Origin of the sequence: Actinomadura sp. NBRC 104412, assembly GCF_030269515.1 — a bacterium.
Classification (GTDB): domain Bacteria; phylum Actinomycetota; class Actinomycetes; order Streptosporangiales; family Streptosporangiaceae; genus Spirillospora.
Genome location: NZ_BSTM01000020.1, coordinates 43,662 through 69,575, shown reverse-complemented (window position 1 = coordinate 69,575; position 25,914 = coordinate 43,662). Strand labels below are relative to the sequence as shown.

The window sequence follows — 25,914 nt, the reverse complement described above, 5'->3', positions numbered from 1 at the left end:
TCCCGGTCCCGCAAGGCGACCGCTTGCTGGAGGCCGCCACGCCGAACACCCTGTTCACGCAGGTCGCGCGGGCCGCGCGGAGACCGGAAGAGGGATCGTGGGCGACAAGCCGGTGACCCGCTGGGTCTCCCTCGATCTTTGCGGCGGCCTCGTGGAGGAGGCGATCCGCGAGACCCTCGACGGCCGCTTCTTCAAGAGCACCGTCGAGGAGATCCAGCACACGGCTCGCCGCAAGGTCGAGGAACTGTGGACCGAGCTGGAGCAGGTTGACGACACCACCTGGCCTCTTCAGGACTGACGCCCTCACTGCTCTCACACGGTTCTGACACTGGCCGCCGCTACCCTGTGCTCTGGTAATCCCCGGAGTTCACAGCTGATCGGACGGCCAACGTGATCGACCGCAAGGCCCTGCTGACCGACCTGAAGAAGCAAGTTCAGGCGCTTGAGAAGGACCTGGCGCACCAGGTCGAGGAGCTTCCCGAGACCAAGGCCCATCTTCGGGCCGAGTACGACCAAGCCTTCAAGGTCCGCCGGACAGCAGCCACGTGGAACTCCTGGCTGGACGAGCGCATCACCCAGGTCGCGGTGGCTTGGGTACTCGGCACGGTCTTTGTCCGCTTCTGTGAGGACAACCGCCTGATTGCCGAGCCCTACCTGGCCGCGCCGGAGCCCGACCGTCACGACCTTGCCCGCGTCCGCTACGAGGCATACGTCGAGGCGGACGATGACCCGACTTATCGCGGCTGGTTGCAACGTGCCTTCGCGGAACTCGGCAAGGGCCAGGCCGGCAAGCTGCTCTTCGATCCGGCGCACAATCCGCTGTACCAGATCCCGATCAGCCACGACGCCGCAGGCGCCCTCATCAACTTCTGGAAGACCCGTGACGAAGAGGGCACCCTCGTCCATAACTTCACGGACCCTCTGAACGATGACGGCACCGAGGGCTGGGACACCCGCTTCCTCGGCGATCTGTACCAGGACCTCTCCGAGACGGCGCGCGATAAGTACGCGCTCCTCCAGACCCCCGAGTTCGTCGAGGAGTTCATCCTCGACCGCACCATGGACCCGGCGATTCGTGAGTTCGGCTACGAAGAACTCAAAATGATCGATCCGACCTGCGGCTCGGGCCACTTCGTCCTCGGGGCTTTCCGTCGCCTGGTCCGCCTTTGGAACGACCGCCAGCCTGGCCGAGACCTCCACGAGCGCGTCCGCGCGGCCCTCGACTCCGTCCACGGTGTGGACATCAACCCGTTCGCCATCGCCATCGCCCGCTTCCGCCTGCTGGTCGCCGCAATGGCCGCCGCCAACGTCCGGACTCTGGCTGAGGCTGCCAACTACGAGTGGCCTATAAACCTGGCCATCGGCGACTCTCTAATTAAGGCCCGTCAACAAGAAATTACCCTCATTAGTGAGAAAACAAGCGATCCCTTGGTCGAGTTCTCCTACGCCACCGAGGACGTGCACAAGTATTCAGAAATCCTGAAGCCAGGACGCTATCATGTGGTAGTCGGCAACCCACCATACATCACCGTTAAAGATAAGAATCTTAATGACCTATACCGCGGACTTTACCCTGCTTGTAGTGGAACCTACGCACTCTCGGTCCCATTCGCGCAGCGTTTTTTTGAGCTAGCAAAGCGAGGTGGTCGCAACGGCGACTATGGCCGCGTGGGGCAGATTACCGCCAACTCTTTCGTTAAGAGAGATTTCGGAGCCAAACTTATCAATGATTTCTTCGCTCACAAGGTTGAGATTTCCGAGGTTATCGACACCTCAGGGGCCCACATTCCCGGTCATGGCACTCCAACTGTTATCCTTATTGGTACTGCTCGTTCGGGTGATGATCGCATGCCCACGGTCCGCACCATCCGAAGCATTCGAGGAGAGCCCACTACGCCGGCCGAGGGCGCAGTGGGTTATGTTTGGGCTGCAATTGTCAAGCAGATTGACAAACCGGGATCGGTGAGTGATTGGGTTTCCTGTGGCGACCTTGATCGACATCGCTACTTTTCTAAGCAGCCGTGGATTTTGGTCGACGGCGGCCTTGAACTTATCGAGCGCATACAAGGCAATGCGACCCAAACCCTTGGCATCGTATCTGGCGATATCGGGCGGACGACGAACAGTGGCGCAGACGATGCCTACTTGGTCGCAGACTTCGCAACGACCCTACGTCTCGAACTTTCGTCCAAATTCCGCGATCTAGTCATTGGAGAAAATGTTCGCGATTACACCATTCGCGGTAACACAAAGATCGCAAACCCCTACACAGACAACACAAACGAACACTCTTTGAGTGAGAGCGATCCGCTTATCAGTCGCTTTTTGTGGCCGAGGCGAACGACACTTTCGCGTCGCATGATTTTTGGTAATAAGGTTACTGATCGCCAGCCCTGGCATGTCCATCTAGAAAATTACAATAAGAAACTCAAAGATTCAAATTCGATCTCATTCGCATTCGTCGCTACTCACAATCATTTTGTTCTTGACCGGACGGGAAAGTTGTTCAAACAATCCGCTCCGGTGATCAAGCTCTGCAAAGGCGCTACTGAGGCAGACTACCTACGCCTGCTGGGCCTACTCAACAGTTCAACTGCCTGCTTCTGGCTCAAAATGGTGAGCCAGGATAAAGGAAATCGAGGAGGAGAGCGCTCCACGGGTAGATATGCTTGGGAGAGTTATTTCGAGTTCACCGGGACCAAGCTGCAAGAGTTCCCGCTTCCCAGAATATACCCAACTGCGCTCGCGACCGCGATAGATGGTTTGGCACAGCAGCTTTCCACCGTCACGCCGTCCGCAGTTGCTGCTTCCGCCACACCCACGCTTCCAGCTCTTCGGGAGGCAAGGAAGAGTTGGGATTCAATCCGGGCACAGATGATCGCTCTGCAGGAAGAGCTGGACTGGCAGGTCTACTCGATTTACGACCTCCACCCGGAGGATCTTCGCGCTCCTGAGGAGGATGTCCCCGAGCTCGCTCTCGGTGAGCGGGCCTTCGAGATTGTGCTTGCCCGTCGAGTGGCCAAGGGCGAGGCGTCCGACGAGTGGTTCAAGCGGCACGGGTCCACCCCGATCACTGAGATCCCGTCGCACTGGCCGGAGTCCTACAAGCAGGTCGTGCAGAAGCGGATCGACGCGATCGAAACGTCCCGTGCCATCGGGATGATCGAGCGCCCCGAGTACAAGCGGCGGTGGGCCACCGAGGGGTGGGACGCTCTCCAGGAGAAGGCGCTGCGGTCCTGGTTGCTCGACAGGATCGAGAAGCGGGAGCACTGGTTCGACGCGAACGACATGCCGGTCCTGGTCTCGCTCTCGCGGCTGATCAGCATCCTCGCCCAGGACGAGGACTTCGTGTCCGTGGCGGGCATCTACCGTCCCCGCGAGGAGCTCTCCAAGGTCGTCGCCGACCTCATGGCCGACGAGCACGTCCCCTTCCTCGCCCCGCTCCGCTACAAGCCGTCCGGGCTCAGGAAGCGGGCCGACTGGGAACACGTCTGGGACCTTCAGCGGCAGGAGGACGCCGCGCCTGACGAGATCGCCAAGCGGAAGATCCGGGACACCATCCCCACCCCGCCCAAGTACACCTCGGCCGATTTCCTCAAGCCGTCGTACTGGCGGGCGCGCGGCAAGCTCGACGTGCCGAAGGAGCGGTTCATCTCCTACCCGACGGCGCTCGGCGTCCAGCCGCAGCTCTTCGGCTGGGCCGGGTGGGACCACCGGGAGCAGGCGCAGGCTCTCGCGACCTACTTCACCGGCAACTCCCTGACGCGGGAGGAGATCGTGCCGTTCCTCGCCGGCCTGCTGGAGCTCCAACCATGGCTGAACCAGTGGCACGATGAGTTCCATCCGCAATACGGGGGTTCCCCCGCCGCGTTCTTCGATGGCTACCGGAAGCAGATCCAGGGTGAGCATGGTCTGACCGACGAGGACGTGCGGACCTGGCGTCCGGCACCCTCGACGCGAGGACGCAAGGCCAAGAAGTGACGGGACGGCGGAAAGCGTAGGGAGGACAGATGGCACAGCAGCCGCCGCTGCTCCGCGACCTCATTCCGATCAAGGAGTCGATCTCCACTTCGGACTACGTGCTGAGCCTTGCCGAGGCCACCACGCCCGAGGGGGCCGAACGCGCCCTGGAGAGCTATGTGCTCACCGACCGTCTCCGGGACAACTTCAACGAGGCCCTGGACTTGATCAAAGCGGCGGTGGACGGGCAAACCTCCAAGGCCGCCTACCTGCACGGCTCGTTCGGTTCCGGTAAGTCGCACTTCATGGCGGTGCTGTACGCGCTGCTGTCGCGCCACCCGAAGGTGTGGGGCAACCGCGACTTCGACAAGGTGCTGACCCGGCACGAGTGGGTCCAGAACGACGGCAAGAAGTTCCTGCTGGTGCCGTACCACATGCTGGGCGCGCAGTCGCTGGAGCAGCGGGTGCTCGGCCGCTACGTCGAGTACGTCAGGAAGCTGCACCCCGACGCGCCCGTCCCGCAGGTGTACAAGACCGACGCGCTGTTCGACGACATCCGTGGCCTGCGCGCCACCATGGGGGACGACGCCGTCATCAGGGGCCTCGGCGCGTCCGACGACGGCGAGGACGGCGAAGACGACTGGGGCGAGTCGTTCGAGTGGACGCCGGAACTGCTCGACCAGGCGCTGGCCGCGGAGGAGTCGCACGAGGAGGGGGTCGCGCTCGACCTGCTGAACCCCTCGACCCCGGCGGAGCTGCGCGCCAAGCTGGTCCAGGACGCCTCCACCCACCTGCTGCCCGGATTCGCCCGGAAGGCCGCCGAGGACGAGCACGGCTTCATCTCGCTCGACGCCGGCCTGTCGGTGATCGCCGAGCACGCCAAGGCGCTCGGCTACGACGGGCTGATCCTGTTCCTGGACGAGCTGGTGCTGTGGCTGGCGACGCTCATCCACGACAGCAAGCTCGTGGCCCGCGAAGCCGGGAAGATCACCAACTTCGTGGAGGGCGGGGACGCGCGGCGCGCCATCCCGGTCGTGTCGTTCATCGCACGCCAGCGCGACCTGCGAGAACTGGTCGGCGAGGAGGTGTCCGGGGCGGCCGAGGCCGCCATCCAGGACACCCTGAACCTGGCGTCCGGCCGGTTCGACAGGATCACGCTGGAGGACCGGAACCTGCCGCAGATCGCGCACGCGCGGCTGCTCACCCCCGTCGGCGGGCCGAACGGGCCCGCCGCCCGGCGGATCGACGAGGCGTTCGAGAAGATCAAGGCGCTAGGCCCGAACGTCTGGGACACCCTGCTCGGCTCCGACAAGAGCACCACGGGCGCCGACGAGGAGTCGTTCCGGCTGACGTATCCGTTCTCGCCGGCCTTCATGGACACGCTCGTCCACATCTCCTCCGCGTTGCAGCGGTCCCGGACCGGCCTGAAGCTGATGGGCGAGCTGCTGGCCGAGAACCGCGACCACCTGCGGCTCGGCGACCTGATCGCGGTCGGTGACCTCTACCCGGTGATCGCGAAGGGCGGCGACAAGCCGTTCGTCGACGACCTGAAGGTCGTGTTCGCCGCCGCCGACAAGCTCTACACGACGAAGCTGCGTCCGTTCCTGCTGAACACCCACGAGATCACCGAGGAGGACGTCCAGCAGTACCTGCGCGACCCCGAGCAGATGACCGACCGGCAGCTGGTCCAGCGGTGCACGTTGTTCGTCGGCGACAACCGGCTGATCTGCACGCTTCTGCTTTCGGCGCTTGCCCCGAGCGTGCCCGCGCTCAACGACCTGACGTTTCGGCGGCTGGCCGCGCTCAACCACGGCTCGGTCGTCACGCCGATCCCCGGCAGCGAGGTCGGCATCATCCAGGGCAAGGTCGACGAGTGGGCCGCCCGGTTCCCCGAGATCAAGAAGACCGGCACCGACGCCAACCCGGGCGTCCGGCTGGAACTGACGGGCGTGGACGTCGACTCCGTCATCGCCAACGCCCGCGTCAACAACAACCAGGGCAACCGCGCCGCGCTGGCCCGCCGGCTGCTGACCGAGGAACTCGGCGTCGACCGCGCCGACGGCCGGTTCGGCGGCGACGAGCTGACCCTGGTCTGGAAGGGCTCGCAGCGCACCCTCGAAGTCATCTTCGGCAACGTCGCCGAGGAGGACCAGCTGCCCGACCACGACCTGGTGCCGCAGATCGACGGCCGCTGGCGGATCGTGATCGACCTGCCGTTCGACGAGAGCAATTACGGACCGATCGAGGGCGTCAACCGCCTCCAGAAGCTGCGGGAGAAGCCGGGCGAAGCGCCCCGGACCATCGCATGGCTGCCCACGCACCTGTCCGCGCAGCGCTACGAGGATTTCCAGCGCCTGGTCGTCATCGACCGGGCCCTCGCCGACGACCAGCGGTTCGAAACCCAGTACGCCGGCCACCTCAACGCCGACAGCCGCGAACGCGCCAAGCGGCTGCTGGAAGACCAGCGCGACGCGCTGACCAAGCAGATCACGGACGCCTTCAAGCAGGCGTACGGGTTGAAGCCCAAGGACCCCGCCCACGTCCAGGTGGAGTTCGACCAGCATCTCCAGCCGCTCCCCGACGACCTGCCCGACCTGAAGGTGCAGTTCGGGCAGACGATGCACGGCGCGATCCGGCACATCGCAGGCAGGCTCCTGGAGGCGCAGTTCCCCGGCCACCCCGACCTGGACCCGAACGGCACCGGCACCCCGGTGAAACCGTCCGAGGCCAGGACCGTCTTCGGGTATGTGCGGGCCGCCGCCGAAGCGCGCGACCACCAGGCCGAGGTCCCCGCCAAGGACCGCAAACTGATGGCGCGGCTGGTCGAACCGCTGCGCCTCGGCACGCAGCGGGAAGCCTACTTCCGGCTGTCCCACGAATGGTCCGACCATTTCATGCTGAAGGCGAAGAACGAAGGCGTCACCGGCGACCTCAGCCTGGTCAAGCTGCTGGACTGGATCGACCAGCCGCAGCCGCGCGGGCTGGACACGTTCCTGGCGCACCTGATCGTCGCCTCGTTCGCCGAGATGAACGACCGGGTCTGGGTGCGCGGCGGTGTCCCGCTCACCCCGCCGCCGGAGCTGAACCAGATCAAGGACGGCGATGCCCTGCGCACCCAGCCGCTGCCGGGCGAGCAGGACTGGACGACCGCCGCCGAACGCTTCCAGCTGATCTTCGGCAAGGTCGCGCCGACGCTGCGGCGCGGGCGGATGGTGAACCAGTTCGCCCGGCAGATCGCCGAGGAGGCCGACCGGCACCACCCCGCGGCCGAGAACCTGGTCCGGCAACTGGAAGAGCACGCCGGTTTCCTCCGCCTGGACGACACCGACGACACCGGACGGCTCCAGATCGCGCGTCGCTCGGTAGAGCTGCTCACGACCCTGCGGTCGGCCGGGCAGGGCGGCTCGGGCGCCAAGAGGACCGTCGAGGCGCTCGCCCGTTTCGACCTGGGTGACGTCGGCGCCGACCGGTATGGGACGTCCGTCAAACGCGCCGGCGATGTCGCCGAGGCGCTCGCCGGGGCGGCCTGGGACGTCATCCGCCTCGCAGAGGGGCAGGGCGCCGACGGCGAGGCACTGCTGGAGTCGCTGCGCCGCGTCGCCCGCGTCGACCAGCGGACCGCCGACCTCATCGCCGCTCTCCAGGAGGCCCGCAGGAGGGTCACCGAGCTCTTCAAGAGCAACCGGCCTCCGGTCCGTCCGCCGGAGCCCGGACCCGAGCCGAAGCCCGGCCCGGACAAGCCCGACGACGTCGACCTGGGAGGCGGCTCCAGCCATCCCGCCGTCACGGGCGACGACGGCACGCAGGGGCGGCCCGGCGGGTCCGCCGCGCCTCGCACGGGCACGCGGCGGACATCGGCGTCCCGCGCGGCGGCCGAGCTGCGCGACGAACTCGCGAAGCTGCCGGCCGACGCGACCGTCGAGATCACCTGGCGGGTCGTGGACTGATGTCCATCACCACCACCGGTGACGACCGTACCGGCGGCAGCGCCACCGGGAACGGTGCGATGCGGCTCACCGCCGCGACCGTCACCCAGTACCTGGCGGGCCGCAAGACCCTGAACGACGACCCCAAGCGGCGGGTCGTGCTGCTGCGCGCCGTCCCCGCGTGGGACGGCGCGCAGGAGCTTTCCTGGGGCACCGGGCAGCGCGCCCGGATCGTTCCTGCGCCCTCGCCGCTCGCGATCCACGAACTGGTGCTGGAGCACCTCGCGCCGGGCGCGTCCGGGCCCGAGGTGCTCGTGGTGCTGACCGACCGGGAGGAAGGCGAACTCGACCCCGCGATCCTCGCCCGCGTGTACCGGCAGCGCGTCGAGATCGTCGACAGTTGGAACCTCGTCCTGGAGGCGTTCGGCGCGGAGCAGCGCGACCCTCGGCTGCGCGCCGAGGGCTGGGCGGCTGAAGCGCTCCTGGACGCCGCCCCGCCCGGCGGCTGGCCCCGGCTGAGAGGCGGCATCCTGGACCGGCACACCGCGCTGTCGCTGCTGGCGCTGCGGCGGCTGCGGCTCGGCCGCTACGCCGCCGAAACCACCGGCGGCACCGACTCCGGCACCGGGCCGCCCGCCGACGACCTCGACACCCGGCTGCTGCTGCGCTGGTCGCTCGACCCCGGCGGGCCGGACCGGCTGCGGTCGCTGCGCGCCCCCGAACGCGACGGGCTGATCTCCTTCCTGAGCGAGCCGGAACAGGCCGGACTCGCCGGGCGGGCCCTGTTCGCGCTCGTCGAAGCCGACCACGGGCCCGACGCGGTGCCGTTCGGCCTGCTCTGCGCGGCGCTGTGGTTGGACGCCCCCGCCGACGCCGACACCTACCGGGCGCGCGGTCGGGTCGAACGCTGGCTGGGGGACCCGCTACCCGCGACCGGGGAGGCCCTGGACACCCTCCTCAGCACGTTCGGCCGGGCCTGCCGGGAGTACATCACCTCCCTGATCACGGTCGGCGGTGCCGACAACGGCGAGGCTGGGCGCACGGCCCGGCGCACCACCGAACGGGTCCTCGGGCGGGCCTCCGAACTGTCCCGGCAGTTCGGTATCGAGCCGCAGACGCGGTACAGCACCGTCCTGCCCGAAGGGCTGAACGAGCGCTTCACCTCCCTCGGCCACGCCCTGCGGGAAACCGACCTCGACGCGGTCCTGGCCGCCTTGGCCGCCGTGGAGAGGCACGAGCTGGCCGCCGGCCACGACGCGCGGGTGCGGCTCGGCCGGGCTCGGATGGCGGCCCGGCTCGTCCACTGGCTCACCACCGACCCCGCCGCCGGCCCGGCCGGGGACGTGCCGTCGGTCGCGGCGGGCATCGACCGGCACGTGGCCGACACCGGTTGGGTCGACCAAGCCCTTGACCACATCGAGGCCGGAGGCGATCCCGACCCGGCGCTGAAGTCCGCCTACGACCTGATCTGCGAGCGGGTGCGCGCGGCTCGCAAGGAGATCGACCGCTCGTTCGCCAAGGCGCTGGAGAAGTGGACGGCAGCGGGCACCGACCCGGGGTCGATGCTGACCGTGGAGACGTTCCTGCCGCGGATCGTCAAGCCGGTGGTGACGGGCCGGTCGCCGCGCCGCGTGCTGCTGCTGGTGCTGGACGGCATGAGCGCCGGCATCGCGGCCGAACTCGCCGAGGAACTGCGCCGCGACTGGGCCGAGTACGACCCGGTGCCCGACGCGTCCGGCACCCCGCCCCGGCGGCGCGCCATGGCGGCGGCCCTGCCCACCGTGACGGCGGTTTCACGGACGTCGCTGTTCGCCGCCGAGCTGATGAAGGGCGGGCAGGCCGATGAGAAGCGGTTGTTCCCCCGGCACCGGTTCTGGGGCGGCGGAAATGCCGCCGTGTTCCATAAGGACGACCTTCGCGGCGCGACCCCCGGGTCTGCGTTCAGTGAGGCGCTGACCGACGCCCTCGACGACGAAACCGCCCACATCGCGGTCGTGCTGAACACCATCGACGACCGTCTCGCCAAGGAGCAGATGCTCGGCGACGCCACCTGGCGTCCGGAGAACATCGGCGAACTCAGGGAATTGCTGCGGGAGGCCGCCGAACGCGGCATGGCGGTGCTCCTCACTAGCGACCACGGGCATGTCGTGGACCGCCGCGGAGTCAAAATCGACGGCGCCGGCGCCGTCTCGGCGCGGCACCGCCTGCCCGGCGGGCCGCTCACCGAAGGCGAGGTCGCGCTGTCGGGCCCCCGCGTCGTGCTGGACGCGCCGGGGGGCGAGATCGTGGCGCTGTGGGACCGCGACCTGCGGTACTCGGCGCAGCGTGCCGGCCACCACGGGGGTGCGTCGCTCGCCGAGTTCGCGATCCCCGTCCTTGCGTTCCTGCCGTTCAACGCCCCGCCCCCGAAGGGGTGGCGGGAACTGGGCGACCAGCGTCCCCTCTGGTGGCGGTCGGCGACCGAGCCGACACGGACCGAGCCCCTCAGCCCGATGGCGCAGGCGTCGGCCGAGCCGGTCGCGATGCAGGCCCCCCCGGCCCCGAGGAAGCCTGCCGAGAGGAAGCCGGTCATCGTGCGGGAGGGGAAGTCGTCCGACGCACTGTTCGAGCTGGAGACCGGACGGCGCGACATCCCGGAGCCGGTGGCCGCGCCGGTCCCCGAACCCGCGTCGGCGCCGGGCGACGTCGCGACCGCGCTGCTGGCATCGGAGACCTTCCGGCAGCAGCTGGACCTGGTGTCACGCAAACCGCCCCTCGGCAAGATCGAGGCGGCGGTGCGGGCACTGCTGGAGTCCGGGACCCTGCCCGTCACCGCCCTGGCGCAGCGCGTCGAATACCCGATCACCCGGGCCGACGGCTTCGCGGCCGTGCTCGGCCAGGTGCTCAACTACGACGGCGTCCAGGTCCTGGAGACCCTGCCCGACGGACGCACACTGCGGCTCAACACCGCCCTGCTGCGCGAGCAGTTCGATGTGTGCTGACGGGTGGATGGAACACTGGTGGGCGTGAGCACCGCACGATCCAGCCAGATCAGCGCCGCCCGGCGGCGCGGCGTCATCGACGCGCTGCGCCGCGGCGCGGTGCCCGAGAGCGGACTGGACCTGCTGGCCACCGGTCTCGACCGGTTCGAGGTCGCGCTCGACGCGGAACTGGACGCGGCCGCGTCCGGCGGATCGGTGTTCAAGGCCGTCCGCGGCGAGTACGGGTCCGGCAAAACGTTCTTCACACGGTGGCTAGGTGAGCGCGCGAAACGCCGCAACTTCGCCGTCGCCGAGATCCAGATCTCCGAGACCGAGACGCCCCTGCACAGGCTGGAGACCGTCTACCGGCGGCTTACCGAACGGCTCACCACCGCCAGCTTCCCGCCGAGCGCGCTGCGGCCGGTGGTGGACGCCTGGTTCTACGCGCTGGAGGAGGACGCCCTTGCGGCCGGTGCGTCCGAAGAGGACCTCGCGGACGAGGTCGACCGGCTGCTGACGGCGCGACTCGCGGAGGTGTCGCGGAAGGCGTCGATGTTCGCGACCGCGTTGCGCGGCTACCGGACGGCGCTCACCGCCGGCGACGAGACCACCGCCGCCGCCGTCCTGGCCTGGCTCGGCGGGCAGCCGCACGTCGCCGCCGCCGCCCGGCACGGCGCCGGGGTGCGCGGAGATCTCGACCACTTCGGTGCCCTCGGCTTCCTCCAGGGGCTGCTGACCGTGCTGCGCGACTGCGGGCACCCCGGCCTGCTGGTGGTGCTCGACGAGGTCGAGACGCTGCAGCGGGTCCGCTCCGATGTCCGCGACAAGGCGCTCAACGCGCTGCGCCAGCTCATCGACGAGGTCCACTCGGGCCGGTTCCCCGGCCTCTACCTGGTGATCACCGGGACGCCCGCGTTCTACGACGGGCGGCAGGGCGTGCAGCGGCTCGCGCCGCTCGCCCAGCGGCTGGCGACCGACTTCACCACCGACCCGCGCTTCGACAACCCGCGGGCCGTCCAGGTCCGGCTGCCCGGCTTCACCCTGGAGTCGCTGACAGGGCTCGGCATCACCATCCGCGACCTGTACGCGGCGGGAGCCGACGCCCCCGAGCGGATCAAGGCGCTCGCCGACGACGCCTACATCGCCGACCTCGCCCGCGCCGTCGGCGGCGCTCTCGGCGGCAAGGTCGGGGTCGCGCCGCGGCTGTTCCTGAAGAAACTCGTCGGCGACGTCCTCGACCGCATCGACCAGTTCCCCGACTTCGACCCCCGCGAGCACTACGAACTCACCGTCTCCGGCACCGAACTCACCGACGTCGAACGGAACCTCACAGCGGACGACATCGACCTGGACGTGTGATGGAACGGCTGCACCCGGTCGTCCTGCACCACATCGTCAACACGCTCGAATGGCCAGGTCTGCGCCCACTGCAACACAAGGCGGTCGGCCCCATCCTCGACGGCGACGACGCGCTCTTGCTGGCTCCGACCGCGGGTGGCAAGACCGAGGCCGCGATCTTCCCGATTCTCACCGCCATGGCCGAGCAAGAGTGGACCGGCATCTCGGTGCTCTACCTGTGCCCCCTCAAGGCGCTGCTCAACAACCTCGCCCCCCGCGTCGACCAGTACGCGCAATGGCTTGGCCGCAGAGCCGCACTCTGGCACGGCGACACCCGTGAATCCGAGCGGCGGCGCGTCCGCCTGGACATGCCGGACATCCTGCTGACCACGCCAGAGTCGCTGGAGTCCATGCTCATCAGCTACAAGACCGACCATGCCGAAGTGCTCGGCAAGGTTCGTGCAGTGATCGTCGACGAGGTTCACGCTTTCGCCGGAGACGACCGCGGCTGGCACCTGCTCGCCGTCCTGGAACGCCTCACCCGCGTCACCGGGAGCCCCATCCAGCGGATCGGCCTGTCCGCGACCGTCGGCAACCCTCGCCAACTGCTGACCTGGCTTCAAGGCACGGGTGCCGGGACCCGGCCCGCCCAGGTCGTCGCCCCGGAGGCGACCGCTTTCGCGGCGGCTCCCGCCGCCCGGATCGAACTTGACTACGTCGGCTCCATCGAGAACGCCGCCAAGGTCATCGCGTCACTGCACCTCGGAGAGAAACGCCTCGTCTTCTGCGACTCGCGAAGCCAGGTCGAGCAACTCGGCGCGGCCCTGCGCGCCCGCGACGTCACAACCTTCCTGTCCCACGCCTCACTGTCGGCCGACGAACGCCGCCGCTCCGAACAGGCGTTCACCGAAGCCCGTGACTGTGTGATCGTCTCAACGTCCACCCTGGAACTCGGCATCGACGTCGGTGACCTCGACCGCGTGATCCAGATCGACTCCCCAGCCAGCGTGGCCTCCTTCCTGCAACGCCTGGGACGCACTGGCCGCCGCCCCGGAGCCGAACGATCCTGCCTGTTCCTCGCCACCAAGGAACGCGCGCTTCTCCAAGCGGCGGGACTCCTACTGCTGTGGGGACGAGGGTGGGTCGAGGATGTTGCCGCGCCACCGATTCCCCGTCACCTGGTCGCCCAGCAGATCCTGGCCGTCGCGCTCCAGGAACATCGGCTCGGGAACAGGCTGTGGGCGGAGCAGTGGAATGGCCTGCCGCCGTTCGACCGATCCGGCGAACCGATCCTGCGCCACCTGGTCGCGGAGGGCTTCCTCGACGAGGACGACGGCATGCTGTTCATCGGTCCCGAAGCGGAAAAGCGGTTCGGCCACCGCCACTTCATGGACCTCACCGCATCGTTCACGGCCCCACCACAGTTCACCGTCCTGTCGGGACGCGCGGAGATCGGCCGCACCGACCCGTTCGTGCTCACCGAACACCGCCCCGGCCCCCGCCGCCTCCTCCTCGCCGGACGGACATGGCAGGTCACCTACATCGACTGGAAGAGGCGCCGCTGCTTCGTCGAACCCGCCGAAGGCGGAGGGATCGCCAAATGGACGGCGGGCGGCATCGCGGGCCTGTCGTTCGCCCTCACCCGAGCCATGCGCGACATCCTGCTCGGCACCGACCCGCCCGTCACGCTCACACGGAGAGCGAGCACACGGCTGGAGCACCTGCGGGTCGACGAGGCACCCACGTCAGTCCACCCGGCCGGTCCGCTCATCACTCGCGCAGGCACCGACGTCCGATGGTGGACGTGGGCGGGGTACCGCGCGAACGCCACATTGACCGCAACACTCTCATCCGTGACCGACCAGGTTCAGCGCCCAACGGACCTGTACGTAAGGCTCCGCGAGGATCTGACGCCTGACATGTGGAAGGCGGCGCACGCTGAGGCACCACTTGTACTGCCTGAAGTCGATCCGCGCGCCGTCCGGGGCCTGAAGTTCTCGGTTGCTCTGCCCGCCCACCTCGCGGCCGCGACCGTGGCGGCCCGCCTCGCCGACCTCGACAGCGCCGAACAGGTGCTCGGCGAAACCACTCGCTTCACCGTCGTTGACCGGGACTGATCGGGGAACGCAGGCCGAACCAGCCAAGAGCGCCGCGGCGGTTCATTCGTCTCTGATGCTATGTCGTGGCTGGTTTGCGGGCGGTGAGTAGGCGGGTGGGGACCCAGGGACTGCCCCACCAGGCGCGCCAGCCTAGGTTGCGTACGGTGATGTCCTGGGCGTTCAGCCGGGACAGCACCGCGGCGTACTGGCGGGGGGTCCGCGCCAGGTCGGCGATCAGCAGCCGGCCGCCCGGTCGCAGCACCCGGTACGCCTCGGCGATCGCTTGGGCGCGGGCGTCCGCGCCGAAGATGGTGTGCACCGTCAGGCTGGACACCACCAGGTCGAAGCTTGCCTCCGCGTACGGGAGTCTGCGCAGGTCACCCGCTTGCACATGGACGCGGTCGGCGACGCCCTCGGCTCGGGCGTTGCGCAGGGTGGCCGCCGGGGTGTTGCCGAACTGGTCCCGTCCGCGCCACAGGTCCACGCCGACCGCCCGGCCGTGCGGGAGGTGCCGGGCGGCGGCCAGCAGGACGGCGCCGCGTCCGCAGCCCAGGTCGAGCAGCCGTTCGTCGCCACGTAGGTCCAGCTCGTCCAGCACGTCCCGCCAGACCAGGAACTTGCCGCGCAGCGTGGTGTGCAGGCTCAGGGCCAGGCATCCCGCCAGCAGGGTGCCGGAGACCAGCGCGGGCAGCGCGGCGCCCAGATCGGCGGTGACCGCCATCACCACACCGGTCACCCAGAACCCCAGCACGACCAGGCCCATGAAGCCGAACCCGTAAGGCGCATCCATCCCATACCGCGCGCCAGGCACCCCACCACTTTGCCACGAACCGGCCAGTCGGTCTGGACGTAGCGCCGAATCCGGAGCCTCGTGTATCGCGGGTGTATCGGAAAACGCATACGTCGCTGCAACGCGGTCGAGTCTTCAGTGGCGGTATGGATCACGGTGCATCACTGGGGGCTCGGGGCCGTTCGGTTGATCAGAGGGACGGGGTCGTTCCGGTGGCGGTCTCGGTTTTCGACGATCGGGTACCGGCGGTGGGCAGGCTTCAGCCGGGTCTTCTTGGCGCGTTGCGGCGCGCGGCGGTGGACGCGGAGCGGGACGGTGTCCGGCTTCGGGTCAACAGTGGTTGGCGGTCGCCCGCGTATCAGCGGCGGTTGTGGCGGGACGCCATCGTCAAGTACGGGTCGCGGGAAGAGGCCGCGCGGTGGGTGGCGACGCCGGAGACGTCCGCCCATGTGACGGGTGAGGCGGTCGACATCGGCCCGCGTAAGGCCGCGGCTTGGCTGCGCATGACACGGCGCATCGTGGTGATAGGCGGGGGAGAGAACGCCGAGCACGACGTCTCCCTGGCCACCGCCGCGGCGGTCGCGGAGGCGCTGCGTTCCGGCGGGTTCGATGTCGAGGAGGTGACCATCGGCCGCGACGGGACGTGGAGGCGGGGGGAGGAGGTGCTCGGGTCCGGGGCGATCGGTTCCGTGGCGGGGGCGCTGGGGGTCATCGAGCGTGCCGACGCCGTGTTAATCTGCCCATCGGCGGCACCATCACGGTCCACACCGAGCCCCAGCATGGGGCGGGCGTGCTGCAAGTGGACAACACCGGCCCGCATGTCCCGCCCGAGCTGGTCCCCACCCTCACCGAACCCTTCCAACGGGGAACGCGCCGCACCCGCACCAACGAGCACGCCGGCGTTGGCCTTGGACTGGCCATCGTGCAGAGCATCGTCCGCGCACACGATGGGAGCCTTCACCTCGCCCCCCGCCCCGGCGGCGGCCTCTCGGTCACGGTCCGGCTGCCCTCCACATCGCGAACGCCGTCCTTGAACGGGGCGTACGTGTAGGCAGGCCGGCCGTCAGCCCAGGATGCCTCTGTCGTAGGCGGCGGCGACCGCGGCCGCCCGGTCCTTGACACCCAGCTTCTCGTAGATGTGCGACAGGTGCGTCTTGACCGTGGCCTGGCTGATGAACAGCTCGGCGGCTATCTCCCGGTTGCCGGTGCCCCTGGCGACCAGGCGCAGCACCTCGAGCTCGCGCGCGCTGAGCGTGGTGGCCTGCGGCGCGCGTACGCGGTTCACCAGGCGGGACGCGATGGCCGGCGACAGGACGGTGCGTCCCTCGGCGGCGGCGCGGACGGCGGTGAACAGGTCGTCGCGCGGGGCGTCCTTCAGCAGGTAGCCGGTGGCGCCGGCCTCGATGGCGGGAATGGTGTCGGAGTCGGTGTCGTAGGTGGTCAGCACCAGGATCTTCGAGGGGACGCCCCTCGCGGCGAGCTCGGTGATGGCCTCGACGCCGCCCAGGCCCGGCATGCGCAGGTCCATCAGGACGACGTCGGGACGCAGGTCGGTCGCGAGCGCGATGGCCTCCCGTCCGTCCGCGGCCTCGCCCAAGACGGAGAAGCCGGGCGCGTTGTCGAACATGCCGCGCAGGCCGTCCCGGACGACGGGGTGGTCGTCGACGATGAGCAGGGTGATGTCAGGCATGGCGGACCAGGGGCAGGCGGGCCGATATGGCGGTGCCCTGACCGGGCTCGGACTCGACCTCCAGCATGCCGAGGACGCGTTCGGCCCGCTCGCGCATGCCGTTGAGCCCGAAACCGCCGCCGGGCTCGGAGAATCCGCGGCCGTCGTCGCGGACGTCCAAAGTGACCTCGTCGTCCATGTAGGAAAGGGTGACACCGATGCGGCTCGCGTGGGCGTGGCGGCGGGCGTTGGCCAGCGCTTCCTGGGCGATGCGCAGGAGGGTGGCCTCGATCTCCTCGTGCAGGGGTTCCACGAGGCCGGTGACGGTGAGGTGGGCTTCCGGGCAGGTGTTGACGATCTTTTTGAGGGCCTCGGGGAGGGTGTCGTGCTCCAGCGGCGCGGGCGCCAGGTTGTGGACGGCGCGCCGGGCCTCCCGCAGGCTCTCGCGGGCGAGCGCGGCGGCCCGCTCGATGTGCTCGCGGGACGCGTCGGGGGTGTCGCCCGCCGCCTGGAGCTGGGTGACGATGCCGGCCAGGCCCTGCGCGATAGTGTCGTGGATCTCGGCGGCGAGGCGGCGGCGCTCGTCGTTCACGCCCGCCTCCCTGGCCTGGACGAGGAGCTGCTCGTGAAGGGCTGCGTTCTCGCGGAGGGCCTGTTCGAGCCGGGCGTTGGTGCGCTCCAGCTCCTCGATCATGGCGATCTTGGCGGCGGTCTGCCGTTCCTCGCGGGCGGTGAGCGTGGTCATCACCAGGAGGAGCGTGACGTGCAGGACCAGCAGCCCGCCGAACAGCGCCCAGACGACGGCGTTCGCGGGGGGCAGGCCGCCGGACTGGGAACCGGCCATGGTGACCGCGTTGACCATGACACCGGCCATCACCGGCCTGCCCCGCTTCAGCAGCCGGGGGGCGTCGAAGTAGGCGATGACGGCGAAGATGCCGAAGAACGGGTTCAGCCAGGTGAGCACGAAGGCCAGGACCGTCCGCGCCCAGAAGTACACCGGGCCGGGAACCCGGCCGACGGTACGCAGGATCTGCAGCGTGATGGTGACCGCGAGCACCGGGGCCATGAGCTCCTGCCCGCCCGCGGACATGACGTCGAAGCTGAGGTAGGCCAGGCACGTCGACAGGGCGAGCAGGCCGTACGGCCCCCAGCGGAAGAACCGCGCCCATACGTCCTCGTCCGGTGGCCTCACGATGACAGTGTCCGTCATTCCCACCGGAACCACCGCACGGCGGCCACGACGAGTGCGACCGTCCACAGGGCGATGACCGCGAGCAGCGACCAGTCCGGCCAGGCTCCGCGCGACGCCTGGTCGAGGGCCTGGGACGCGGCGCCGAACGGGCTGAACTCGACGATGTCCTGGAGCAGGGGCGGCAGGACCTGCACCGGCGCCCACACCCCCGCGGTGAACATCGAGGGGAAGAACACGATCGAGCCGACGACGGCGGTGACCTTGGTGTTGGGCGACACCGCGGCGACGGCGGCTCCGGTGGCGATGGCGCTCAGCACGGCCAGCAGCAGCGCGGCCAGATAGCCGGGGACGTGCTCGGGGAAGGGCACGCCGAACGCCGCCCTGCCCACGGCGATGACCAGCGCGGCCGAGCCGACCGCACACGCCGCGTGCAGGACGATCTGCGCGGCGAGCAGGGACCCGGCCCGTACCGGGGTGGTGGACATGCGGCGCAGGATGCCGTTCTCGCGGTAGCCGGACAGCACGGGCGGCAGCCCCTGGATCCCCGCGACGATCATGGCGAGCAGCACGCCGATGGGGACGTACAGGTCGATGACGCGACGCCCGCCCAGGCCCTCGGAGACCTCGCGGAACGAGGGGATCAGCCCGAGGATCGCGACCAGCAGGGCGGGGAAGCCGACGATCCAGAACAAGGTGAACGGCTCGCGCAGGAACAGCCGGGACTCGGCCTTCAGGACGGCGGTGGAGGCGGACACGTCAGGACCCCCGCTTCTCGGTGGCGCTCTTGTCGGTGAGGTTGAGGAAGGCGTCGTCGAGGGTGGCGTCGGTGACCCGCAGCCGGTGCGCGGTGATCCGGTGCCGGGCCAGCAGGGTGATGACGGCGTTGACGGTGGTGTCGCTGCCGTGGATGGTGATCCGGTCGCCCTGCCGGCGCACGGTCCCGATCTCCGGCAGCGCCGCCAGCTCCGCCTCGTCCACCGGACGGGACGGGGTGAACGCGATCTCGGTGTTGCGCGCCGTGCCGCTGATCAGCCCGTCCGGGGTGTCGAGGGCGACCAGCCGGCCCGAGTCGATGACGGCGACCCGGTCACAGAGGCGCTGCGCCTCCTCCATCAGGTGGGTGACGAGCAGGACGGTGACGCCCGCGTCCCTGACGTCCTCGATCAGCCGCCAGGTGTCGCGGCGGGCGCGCGGGTCCAAGCCGGTGGTGAGCTCGTCCAGCACCACGATCCGGGGGTCGCCGATCAGGGCGAGCGCGATGAACAGCCGTTGTTTCTGCCCGCCGGACAGGTCGGCGAACTGCGTGGACAGCTTGCCGGTGAGCCCGAGCCGTTCGGCCAGCGGCTCCCAGCCCGCCGCCTTCCGCCCGTTCCGTGGGGGCGCGGCGTAGATGGCGCTGTGGAGCTCCAGCGCCTCCCGTACGGTGATCTTGTTCTGTAGCCGGCTCTCCTGGAGCTGGACGCCGAGGATTCGGGTGATCCGCTCCCGGTCGGCGATGGGGTCGAGGCCGTCCACCCGGACGGTCCCGGAGTCGGGGACGCGCAGCCCCTCGATGCACTCGACGGTCGTGGTCTTGCCCGCGCCGTTCGTGCCGAGGATCCCGAAGATCTCGCCCTCCTCGACGGCGAATCCGACGCCGTCGACGACCGGGCGGCCCCCGTAGACCTTGCGCAGGTCCGTGACTTCGATGATCGGCATGCGTCCAGGGTCGCCCGGTACGGGCCCGGCCGGTATCCGCCGGGACGCTCGACCCGGCATCCGCCGATCGGCGGATGCCGGGCTACGACCGGCCCTTACGGGACGGTGGTCGGCTCCTGGACATCGGCGGCGGGTGCGGCGGCCGTACGGCGGGAGCGGACGCCGGTCGCGATGGTGACGGCCCCGAGCGCGGCGGCGGCGATCGGGAGGAGCAGCGCGGTGCGGATCGCGGCGTACCCGGAGCCCGCGGCGGCGTGGACGGCCGTCACGGCGGAGACGCCGAAGGCGGCGCCGAACTGGAAGGCGGTGTTGAGCAGGCCGCTCGCCAGGCCCTGCTCCCGCTCGTCGATGTCCTCGGTCGCGGCGATGGTGATGGGGCCGTAGGCGAGCGCGAAGGCCAGGCCGATCAGGACCATGGTCGGCAGCATCGCCGCGTACACGGTGTCCGGCCCCACCTGGAGGAACAGCGCGTAGGCCGCGAGCGCCAGCAGGAACCCGACGAAGATCACGCGGGTGTGCCCGTACCGCCGGACCAGGCGCGGGGTGAGGGTCGGCGCGAGGACCGCGTCGATGCTGACGACGAGCAGGGCCAGGCCCGTCTCCAGGGCCGACCAGCCGCGCAGTTCCTGCAGATAGAGGGTGGCCAGGAACTGGAAGCCGAAGAAGCCCCCGGTCAGCAGCCCGGCACCGAGGTTGGCCCGTACGAGCTGCGCCGAGCGCAGGATGCCCAGCCGCACCAGGGGCGCGGGCGACCTCCGTTCGATCATGACGAACGCGGCCAGGACGGCGAGCCCCGCGGCGAACATGCCGGCCGTGGTGAGGCTGGGGTGTTCCAGGTGCACCACCCCGTACACCAGGAGGAGCATCGCGAGGGTGACGCTGACGGCGCCCGCCGGGTCGAGCCGGCGGAGCGCGGGCCGGTCGGCGGGGGCACGGTCCTTGACCAGCGGGATCGCGGCCAGGAGTATCACCAGGGACAGCGCCACGGGAGCGAAGAACACCCAGCGCCAGCCGATCCCGGTGAGCAGGCCGCCGGCGACCGAGCCGAGCGAGAAGCCGCCCGCGGCCGTCCCGGCGTAGATGAGCAGGGCGCGTTCGCGCCGTTCCCCCGAGAAGCCCGTGGTGATCAGGGACAGCCCCGCGGGGGTCAGGAAGGCCGCGGACACCCCGGTCACGAAGCGGGCGACCAGCAGCGTCCGGCCGTCGGTGGCCAGCCCGCCCAGCCCGGAGAAGACCAGGAACACCACCAGCCAGAACAGGAACATCCTGCGGCGTCCCAGCAGGTCGGCGGCGCGCCCGCCGAGCAGCATGAAACCGCCGTAGCCGAGCACGTACGCGCTCACCACACCGCTCAGCGTCGCGGTGGACAGGTCCAGGTCGGCGCGGATGGACGGGAGCGCCACGTTCATCATGGCGATGTCGGCTCCCTCCAGGAAGATCGCGCCGCAGAGGACGAGGAGCATCCCCCAGGCGCGCGGACCCGTAGGGGAGGACGGTGTGGACATCGGGTTCCTTCCGAGCCGGTCGGTTCCTTCTTGTAACCGGCCCCATCATGCGGAACCATGACCGGTTATGGAAGACGGAACATTCCGGACCCCGAGTGACTGCCGTGATACCGGATTCGACGTGCGCAATTGGGACGTCCGCGAGGACTGTGAGGTCCGGCAGATCCTCGACCGGATCGCCGACAAGTGGTCACTGTTGATCATCGCGCTGCTGGACGAGCGCAGCATGCGCTTCACCGAGCTGCGCCGGGAGGTCGACGGGATCTCCCAGCGCATGCTCGCCCGCACGCTGCGCCACCTCGAACGGGACGGGCTCGTGGAACGCACCGTCCACCCGGTGGTGCCGCCCCGGGTGGACTACGCGCTCACCCCGCTCGGCGCGAGCCTGCACTCGACGATCAAGGCCCTGGTCGACTGGACCGAACGGCACCAAGCCGAGATCATCGCCGCGCGCGACGCCTACGACGCCCGTGCCGCCTCGGCGGAGACCTCGTCCGCGGACGCGGGGGCCGGCGGGGCGGAGGCGGCCCCGATCGGACGCTGATCGCGGCGCGGCAGCAGCAGCGCCGGGACGAGGGACAGCACGATCATCGCCACCGAGAACACCGCGGTGAACTGGAAGGCGTCCGCCAGGGCGGGCGCGAGCTCCGCACGGGCGCTCTCACTTAGTCCCTGCACCGCCTGGAGGCCGCCCTCCCGTGCCACCGGCACGCGCGCGGCCATCGCGGACGAGAGCAGCACCGACGTCACCGCCATGCCGATCGCGCCGGAGGTGTTGTTGATCAGGTTGATCGTGGTGCTGGCGGCCGCCGCCCGGTCCTGCGGCATCCGCCGGGTCGCCGCCGTCATGAGCGGCATCATCGAGGACCCGCCGCCCGCGCCTATCATCAGCAGCGCGACGCCCAGGCCCCAGTACGAGGCGTCCGCGCTGAGCTGGTAGGCGAACAGCCCGAACCCTGCCGCGGCGAGCGCGATGGTCAGCGGGACGGTGCGCGCCGGGTTCACCTTGTCCGCCATCCGGCCCGCGAACTGCATCACCGTCCCGGACGCCAGCGCCCACGGGATGCCGAGCAGGCCCGCCATCGTCGCGCTCTCGCCCCTGACCACCTGGTAGTAGAGCGGGAGCAGCAGCATCGAGCCGAAGTACCCGATCACGAACAGCAGCATCGTGACACCGCCCGCGGCGAACGCCCGGTCACGGAACGGGCTCAGGTCCAGCAGCGGATGGCGGACCCACGACGCCCGGACCACGAACGCCGCGACCAGCGCCACGCCGCCCAGCAACGGCGCCAGCGCCGCGGGATCGGCGAAGTCGCCGCGCTCCCCGCCCGTCGTCAGCCCGTAGATCAGCAGGGCCAGGCCCGGCGACAGCATCAGCAGGCCGGGCACGTCCAGCGGACGCGGGTCGCGGGGGCCGTCCGCCGGGAAGATCCGCGACGCCAGCGTCACCACCAGCGCGCCGATCGGCAGGTTGATGAAGAACATCCACCGCCATGACACCTCGTCGATCAGCCAGCCGCCGATCACCGGCCCCGCCAGCGGGCCGATCAGGATCGCCAGGCCCAGCGTGCTCATCAGCCGGCCGAGGCGCTCGCGGTCGGCCGCCTTGATCAGGATCGTCATGCCGACCGGCATCACCAGGCCGCCCGCGAACCCCTGCACCACCCGGAACACGATCAGCGACTCGACGTTCCAGGCGCTCCCCGCCAGAAGCGAGCCCGCCGCGAACGTCGTGATCGCGGTCAGGTACAGGCGCTTGGCCCCGAACCGTCCCACCAGCCAGGCCGACACGGGGATCATCGCGCCCAGCGCCAGCGAGTAGCCGGTCGCGACCCACTGGACCGTGGCCAGCGGCGCCGCGAAGCCTTCCGACAGGTGGGCGATCGCGACGTTCACCACGGTCATGTCCAGCGTCGTGACCGTCATCCCCAGGACCAGGACGAGCGCGATCGCCATCGCCCCTCTGCCGGGTGCGGTCTCCTCGTTCTTCACGTCGATGCCCCTCTTCTCGTTCACGTGCCGTACGGCCGGACGGCGCGGGCGTCCCGCAGCGCGCGGCCCCACCACACGAGCTGGTCGAGCATGGCCTTGGCGGCGCCGGACGCCCCCGGGTCGTCAGGGGAGCCGTCGGCGCCGAACCGCCCCCAGGGGTTGTGGATGCTGACCGTTTCGCGGATCGTCACCGCGTGCAGCTCGGCGAACACCAGCCGCAGATGCTCCACCGCGCGCTGCCCTCCGGCCCTGCCGCCGTAGGAGACGAACCCGACCGGCTTGGCCCGCCATTGCGAGTCGTGCAGGTCGATGAAGTTCTTCAGCGTGCCGGGGAAGCTGTGGTTGTACTCCGGGGTGAGGACGACGAACCCGTCCGCCCTGTCGAGGACCGCCGTGGCCGCGGAAAGCCGCTCACGGGCGTCCGGCAGACCCAGTACCGAGGGCACCTCCAGGCTCCCGAGGTCGATGACGTCGGGCCGCAGCCCCTCATGCTCCTCGGCCAGCCGGGTGAACCACCGCCCCACGGTCGGCGCGAACCTGCCGCTGCGGGTGCTCCCGATGATGATCGCCACTCGGAGGGCGTGCTCGTCCATTGGTCTCCGATCCAAGCCGGTCGTCCGTCCTCGCCGGACCAGCCTGAAACCTCAACCAATCTTGATGTCAAGCCCCTACGGCCGGGATCGACACCTCATGCGGCGTCCCCGGATCGAGCCTCACCCGATACCCACCCGGCAGTTGCCCGAGCACGTCCCGCCCCGACGCCCCGAACCACGAGACGCCCCCAAGCACCTGCGCGACAGCAAGCAGCGAACTGAAAACTGGGACCACACCCGCCCGAACAACAAACCCAGGCCCCTCAGCGGCCTCGCAGTAGACAACAGACCGCCGGAACACCTCCACCAGCCCGTCCATGCTCAGCTCACCCGCCCGGACCCGAACGGCCGCCCACACCAACGCGGTCGCCCGCCCCCGCGCCGCCGTGAGGGTCGTCCCTGCGTAGGGACGGCTGTAGTCATAGCGGTCGGCGTCAGGATCCGGAACGGTCCTGAGGCGCGTGCAGGCACCGCAGATCTTCGCAGGCGGGACGATCGTGACCACTACTTCCCCTTGAAATGCTTGTCGATAAAGGCCCCGATGGCCGCAGCGATGGGCCGTGGTCGGGCGCTGAGCCTCCATTTGGCGAACGCTTCGGCGATCATCTTTTGAGCATTCCTCGCACCGTAGACGCCGAGTCCTTCTTTGAGGACTCCCGCTCCCCTCGGCACGCTGGCGGCCAGCGAGTCCTCTTCGACATGCAGCCCGTCCGGGTTGACCTCGAGTGTGCTTGGGGTTGCAGGATCCGGGCTGTTGATCGTTATCGTGCACACGGAGGCTCGGGCATGGGGACGGACGAGGGCTTCTACTCGATCATCGACTACACGGTGGATGGACCGCGGACGCAGCGGGAGCTGGTGGAGACCTTCGCGGAGATACAGGAGCGGTGGGTCAGGTTCTACCCGGGATACAGGTCGGCGCGGTTCCACGTGAGCGTCGACGGTACGCGGGTCTACAACATCGTTCACTGGGCCACCGAGGCCGACTATCGCCACTTCGAGGCGACCTCCGACACCGAGGGGCGGATGGCCGCGATCAGGGCGGCTCTGGACGGTCTGACGGGCAAGGCCGAACCGCGGATGAGCGGCGATCCGCGATACGTCGTCGTCCGCGAAGTCGGCCCCGGACCCCGGCGGACCGGCTGACGGCGGCAAGGATCATCACAACGGGACGCCGGCGCCGCGTTTCTCATGCGTGGTAGCGCTGAAGGAGGTCGATGACCTCTTGTTTCAGGTTGCCGACGAAGTCCTCGCCCGGCAGGTTGGCGAATTCCTGGACGGTGACCCAGCGGAGTTCTGAGTGGTTCGAGGAGACCGGTTCGTTCGTTCCGATGCGGCGGCACAGGAAGCGGATGCCTGGGATGACCGGCTCTCCCGGTTCCCTGATGGCGTAGAAGACGTGCAGATCCTCCAGGACTTCTACGTCCAGGCCGAGTTCGGTGCGGAAGTGCCGGCGTACTCCGTCGGCGAAGGTCTCTGAGCGCCGTAGCTGGCCGCCGCAGCCTTCCAGGAGGCCCGGGAACAGCCTTCGGTGGGGTGAGCGGCGCGCCACCAGGAGCGTGATGGTCCCGCCGGGGCCCTGGGCGAGGCAGGTGCCCGCGACGTGTACCTCAGGGGTCTCGCGCAAACGCTCTCGCGGGACGAACTGGGAGGCGATCTCGCTGGTCACCCAGACGCGGGCCACGTCCATGCCGTCCAGGATCCGGTCCTGCTGGACGAATCCGCGCGCGTCGCGGGGGAGGTCGGGGAAGTCGTCGCGGTCGAGGATGATCCCGTACGGGCGGGCCTGGTTGCACAGCCGGGCGCATTTGTTGACGTTGTGGCCGGCGAGGTCGTCGTCCACGGCGATGACGCGGCCGCGGACGATGCCCCAGCCCAGGCTGAGGTCGGCGCCGTGACCGACGCGGCGGCCGAACTCCCGGCAGTGCCGCCGGAAGTCGGCTTCGACCTGCCGGACGGCGGTCAGGGTCCTGGCGAGCAGGCGGGTCACCTCGGCGCGGCTCATCTCCGCCTCGATCCGCCGGTAGATCAGCGCGCCGTCGCCGCGGGACCTGATCTCGAACGTCGGCGCCTTGAACCGGGTGCGCAGGATCGTCATGAAGCCGTCGATGAAGCCGCGCAGGTTGACGAAGACCTCGTTGGCCTCCGACCACCTGCTGAAGCCGCGCATATCCGTAAAGATCACGAGTGCG

Annotated in this window: 19 protein-coding genes and 1 pseudogene; 10 read left to right on the top strand and 10 right to left on the bottom strand. The window is 69.4% G+C overall.

Annotation, left to right across the window (positions count from 1 at the left end; genetic code table 11):
• Nucleotides 1-97: 97 nt before the first annotated feature.
• The 6 genes from QSK21_RS23575 (at nucleotide 98) to QSK21_RS23550 (ending at nucleotide 14,301) form a co-directional block, all read left to right on the top strand.
• Nucleotides 98-298 (top strand): hypothetical protein, encoded by a 201-nt coding sequence (locus tag QSK21_RS23575; RefSeq protein ID WP_285698964.1) that lies wholly within the window; start codon nucleotides 98-100, stop codon nucleotides 296-298.
• A 92-nt stretch (nucleotides 299-390) separates the two neighbouring features.
• A complete protein-coding gene (pglX, locus tag QSK21_RS23570; protein WP_285698962.1) occupies nucleotides 391-3,981 on the top strand; it encodes a BREX-2 system adenine-specific DNA-methyltransferase PglX in 3,591 nt (1,196 codons plus the stop codon).
• A gap of 29 nt (nucleotides 3,982-4,010) precedes the next feature.
• The gene (gene pglY, locus QSK21_RS23565) at nucleotides 4,011-7,907 is read left to right on the top strand and encodes a BREX-2 system ATPase PglY (RefSeq protein WP_285698961.1); all 3,897 of its coding nucleotides are present in this window, start codon (nucleotides 4,011-4,013) and stop codon (nucleotides 7,905-7,907) included.
• The gene (pglZ, locus tag QSK21_RS23560; protein WP_285698960.1) at nucleotides 7,907-10,867 is read left to right on the top strand and encodes a BREX-2 system phosphatase PglZ; all 2,961 of its coding nucleotides are present in this window, start codon (nucleotides 7,907-7,909) and stop codon (nucleotides 10,865-10,867) included. The genes pglY and pglZ overlap by 1 nt, the downstream gene beginning before the upstream one ends.
• A gap of 24 nt (nucleotides 10,868-10,891) precedes the next feature.
• Nucleotides 10,892-12,205 (top strand): BREX system ATP-binding protein BrxD, encoded by a 1,314-nt coding sequence (gene brxD / locus QSK21_RS23555; protein ID WP_285698959.1) that lies wholly within the window; start codon nucleotides 10,892-10,894, stop codon nucleotides 12,203-12,205.
• Nucleotides 12,205-14,301, top strand: coding sequence for a DEAD/DEAH box helicase (locus QSK21_RS23550; protein WP_285698958.1), 2,097 nt, complete (start codon nucleotides 12,205-12,207; stop codon nucleotides 14,299-14,301). Before brxD ends, QSK21_RS23550 begins: the two co-directional genes overlap by 1 nt.
• Nucleotides 14,302-14,359: 58 nt before the next feature.
• Here QSK21_RS23550 and QSK21_RS23545 read toward each other — a convergent pair whose 3' ends face one another.
• Entirely contained in the window at nucleotides 14,360-15,073 is a 714-nt protein-coding gene (locus tag QSK21_RS23545) for a class I SAM-dependent methyltransferase (protein WP_285698957.1), read from the bottom strand.
• A 146-nt stretch (nucleotides 15,074-15,219) separates the two neighbouring features.
• Here QSK21_RS23545 and QSK21_RS36185 point away from each other — a divergent pair.
• Together QSK21_RS36185 and QSK21_RS36180 are read left to right on the top strand one after the other, a co-directional pair.
• A pseudogene (locus tag QSK21_RS36185) lies at nucleotides 15,220-15,723 on the top strand (D-alanyl-D-alanine carboxypeptidase family protein); the annotation flags it as partial.
• On the top strand, nucleotides 15,717-16,124 hold the full coding sequence (locus QSK21_RS36180) for a sensor histidine kinase (protein ID WP_352231314.1): 408 nt from the start codon (nucleotides 15,717-15,719) through the stop codon (nucleotides 16,122-16,124). The pseudogene QSK21_RS36185 and the gene QSK21_RS36180, both read left to right, overlap by 7 nt.
• A 12-nt stretch (nucleotides 16,125-16,136) precedes the next feature.
• Here QSK21_RS36180 and QSK21_RS23535 read toward each other — a convergent pair whose 3' ends face one another.
• The 5 genes from QSK21_RS23535 to QSK21_RS23515 all read right to left on the bottom strand — a co-directional run bounded on the left by QSK21_RS23535 (nucleotide 16,137) and on the right by QSK21_RS23515 (nucleotide 21,137).
• Nucleotides 16,137-16,763, bottom strand: a complete 627-nt coding sequence (locus QSK21_RS23535) for a response regulator (RefSeq protein WP_285698955.1) — start codon at nucleotides 16,761-16,763, stop codon at nucleotides 16,137-16,139.
• The gene (locus QSK21_RS23530) at nucleotides 16,756-17,934 is read right to left on the bottom strand and encodes a sensor histidine kinase (RefSeq protein ID WP_285698953.1); all 1,179 of its coding nucleotides are present in this window, start codon (nucleotides 17,932-17,934) and stop codon (nucleotides 16,756-16,758) included. The genes QSK21_RS23535 and QSK21_RS23530 overlap by 8 nt, the downstream gene beginning before the upstream one ends.
• A 14-nt stretch (nucleotides 17,935-17,948) precedes the next feature.
• Nucleotides 17,949-18,689 carry an ABC transporter permease gene (locus QSK21_RS23525; RefSeq protein WP_285698951.1) on the bottom strand — a complete coding sequence of 247 codons (741 nt, stop codon included), beginning with the start codon at nucleotides 18,687-18,689 and terminating at the stop codon, nucleotides 17,949-17,951.
• 1 nt (nucleotide 18,690) lies between these two features.
• Nucleotides 18,691-19,632, bottom strand: a complete 942-nt coding sequence (locus QSK21_RS23520) for an ABC transporter ATP-binding protein (RefSeq protein ID WP_285698950.1) — start codon at nucleotides 19,630-19,632, stop codon at nucleotides 18,691-18,693.
• Nucleotides 19,633-19,727: 95 nt separating this feature from the next.
• A complete protein-coding gene (locus tag QSK21_RS23515; RefSeq protein WP_285698948.1) occupies nucleotides 19,728-21,137 on the bottom strand; it encodes an MFS transporter in 1,410 nt (469 codons plus the stop codon).
• Nucleotides 21,138-21,258: 121 nt separating this feature from the next.
• Between QSK21_RS23515 and QSK21_RS23510 the strand changes: the two genes are divergently transcribed.
• Nucleotides 21,259-21,681 (top strand): winged helix-turn-helix transcriptional regulator, encoded by a 423-nt coding sequence (locus tag QSK21_RS23510; RefSeq protein ID WP_352231313.1) that lies wholly within the window; start codon nucleotides 21,259-21,261, stop codon nucleotides 21,679-21,681.
• Here the strand turns inward: QSK21_RS23510 and QSK21_RS23505 are convergent.
• The 3 genes from QSK21_RS23505 to QSK21_RS23495 form a co-directional block, all read right to left on the bottom strand.
• The gene (locus QSK21_RS23505) at nucleotides 21,597-23,153 is read right to left on the bottom strand and encodes a DHA2 family efflux MFS transporter permease subunit (RefSeq protein WP_285698946.1); all 1,557 of its coding nucleotides are present in this window, start codon (nucleotides 23,151-23,153) and stop codon (nucleotides 21,597-21,599) included. The two genes, QSK21_RS23510 and QSK21_RS23505, sit on opposite strands and share 85 nt — an antisense overlap.
• Complete coding sequence (locus QSK21_RS23500) at nucleotides 23,150-23,722, bottom strand: NADPH-dependent FMN reductase (RefSeq protein WP_285698944.1); 573 nt, start codon at nucleotides 23,720-23,722, stop codon at nucleotides 23,150-23,152. The genes QSK21_RS23505 and QSK21_RS23500 overlap by 4 nt, the downstream gene beginning before the upstream one ends.
• Nucleotides 23,723-23,789: 67 nt before the next feature.
• The gene (locus tag QSK21_RS23495) at nucleotides 23,790-24,227 is read right to left on the bottom strand and encodes a hypothetical protein (RefSeq protein ID WP_285698942.1); all 438 of its coding nucleotides are present in this window, start codon (nucleotides 24,225-24,227) and stop codon (nucleotides 23,790-23,792) included.
• A 281-nt stretch (nucleotides 24,228-24,508) separates the two neighbouring features.
• Here QSK21_RS23495 and QSK21_RS23490 point away from each other — a divergent pair, with 281 nt between their 5' ends.
• Nucleotides 24,509-24,868: an antibiotic biosynthesis monooxygenase gene (locus QSK21_RS23490; protein ID WP_285698941.1), complete on the top strand. Its 360-nt coding sequence runs from the start codon at nucleotides 24,509-24,511 to the stop codon at nucleotides 24,866-24,868.
• A gap of 43 nt (nucleotides 24,869-24,911) precedes the next feature.
• Here the strand turns inward: QSK21_RS23490 and QSK21_RS23485 are convergent, their stop codons facing one another.
• Nucleotides 24,912-25,892, bottom strand: coding sequence for an NUDIX domain-containing protein (locus QSK21_RS23485; protein WP_285698940.1), 981 nt, complete (start codon nucleotides 25,890-25,892; stop codon nucleotides 24,912-24,914).
• Between the last annotated feature and the right edge of the window lie 22 nt (nucleotides 25,893-25,914).

Bases quoted from the DNA above. Each gene is read 5' to 3' on its own strand.
- QSK21_RS23535 (WP_285698955.1), bottom strand. From the start codon at position 16,763: ATGCCTGACATCACCCTGCTCATCGTCGACGACCACCCCGTCGTCCGG.
- QSK21_RS23550 (WP_285698958.1), top strand. From the start codon at position 12,205: ATGGAACGGCTGCACCCGGTCGTCCTGCACCACATCGTCAACACGCTC.
- QSK21_RS23520 (WP_285698950.1), bottom strand. From the start codon at position 19,632: ATGCCGATCATCGAAGTCACGGACCTGCGCAAGGTCTACGGGGGCCGC.
- pglY (WP_285698961.1), top strand. From the start codon at position 4,011: ATGGCACAGCAGCCGCCGCTGCTCCGCGACCTCATTCCGATCAAGGAG.
- pglZ (WP_285698960.1), top strand. From the start codon at position 7,907: ATGTCCATCACCACCACCGGTGACGACCGTACCGGCGGCAGCGCCACC.
- QSK21_RS23485 (WP_285698940.1), bottom strand. From the start codon at position 25,892: ATGCGCGGCTTCAGCAGGTGGTCGGAGGCCAACGAGGTCTTCGTCAAC.
- QSK21_RS23515 (WP_285698948.1), bottom strand. From the start codon at position 21,137: ATGTCCACACCGTCCTCCCCTACGGGTCCGCGCGCCTGGGGGATGCTC.
- QSK21_RS23490 (WP_285698941.1), top strand. From the start codon at position 24,509: ATGGGGACGGACGAGGGCTTCTACTCGATCATCGACTACACGGTGGAT.
- QSK21_RS23500 (WP_285698944.1), bottom strand. From the start codon at position 23,722: ATGGACGAGCACGCCCTCCGAGTGGCGATCATCATCGGGAGCACCCGC.
- QSK21_RS23545 (WP_285698957.1), bottom strand. From the start codon at position 15,073: ATGGATGCGCCTTACGGGTTCGGCTTCATGGGCCTGGTCGTGCTGGGG.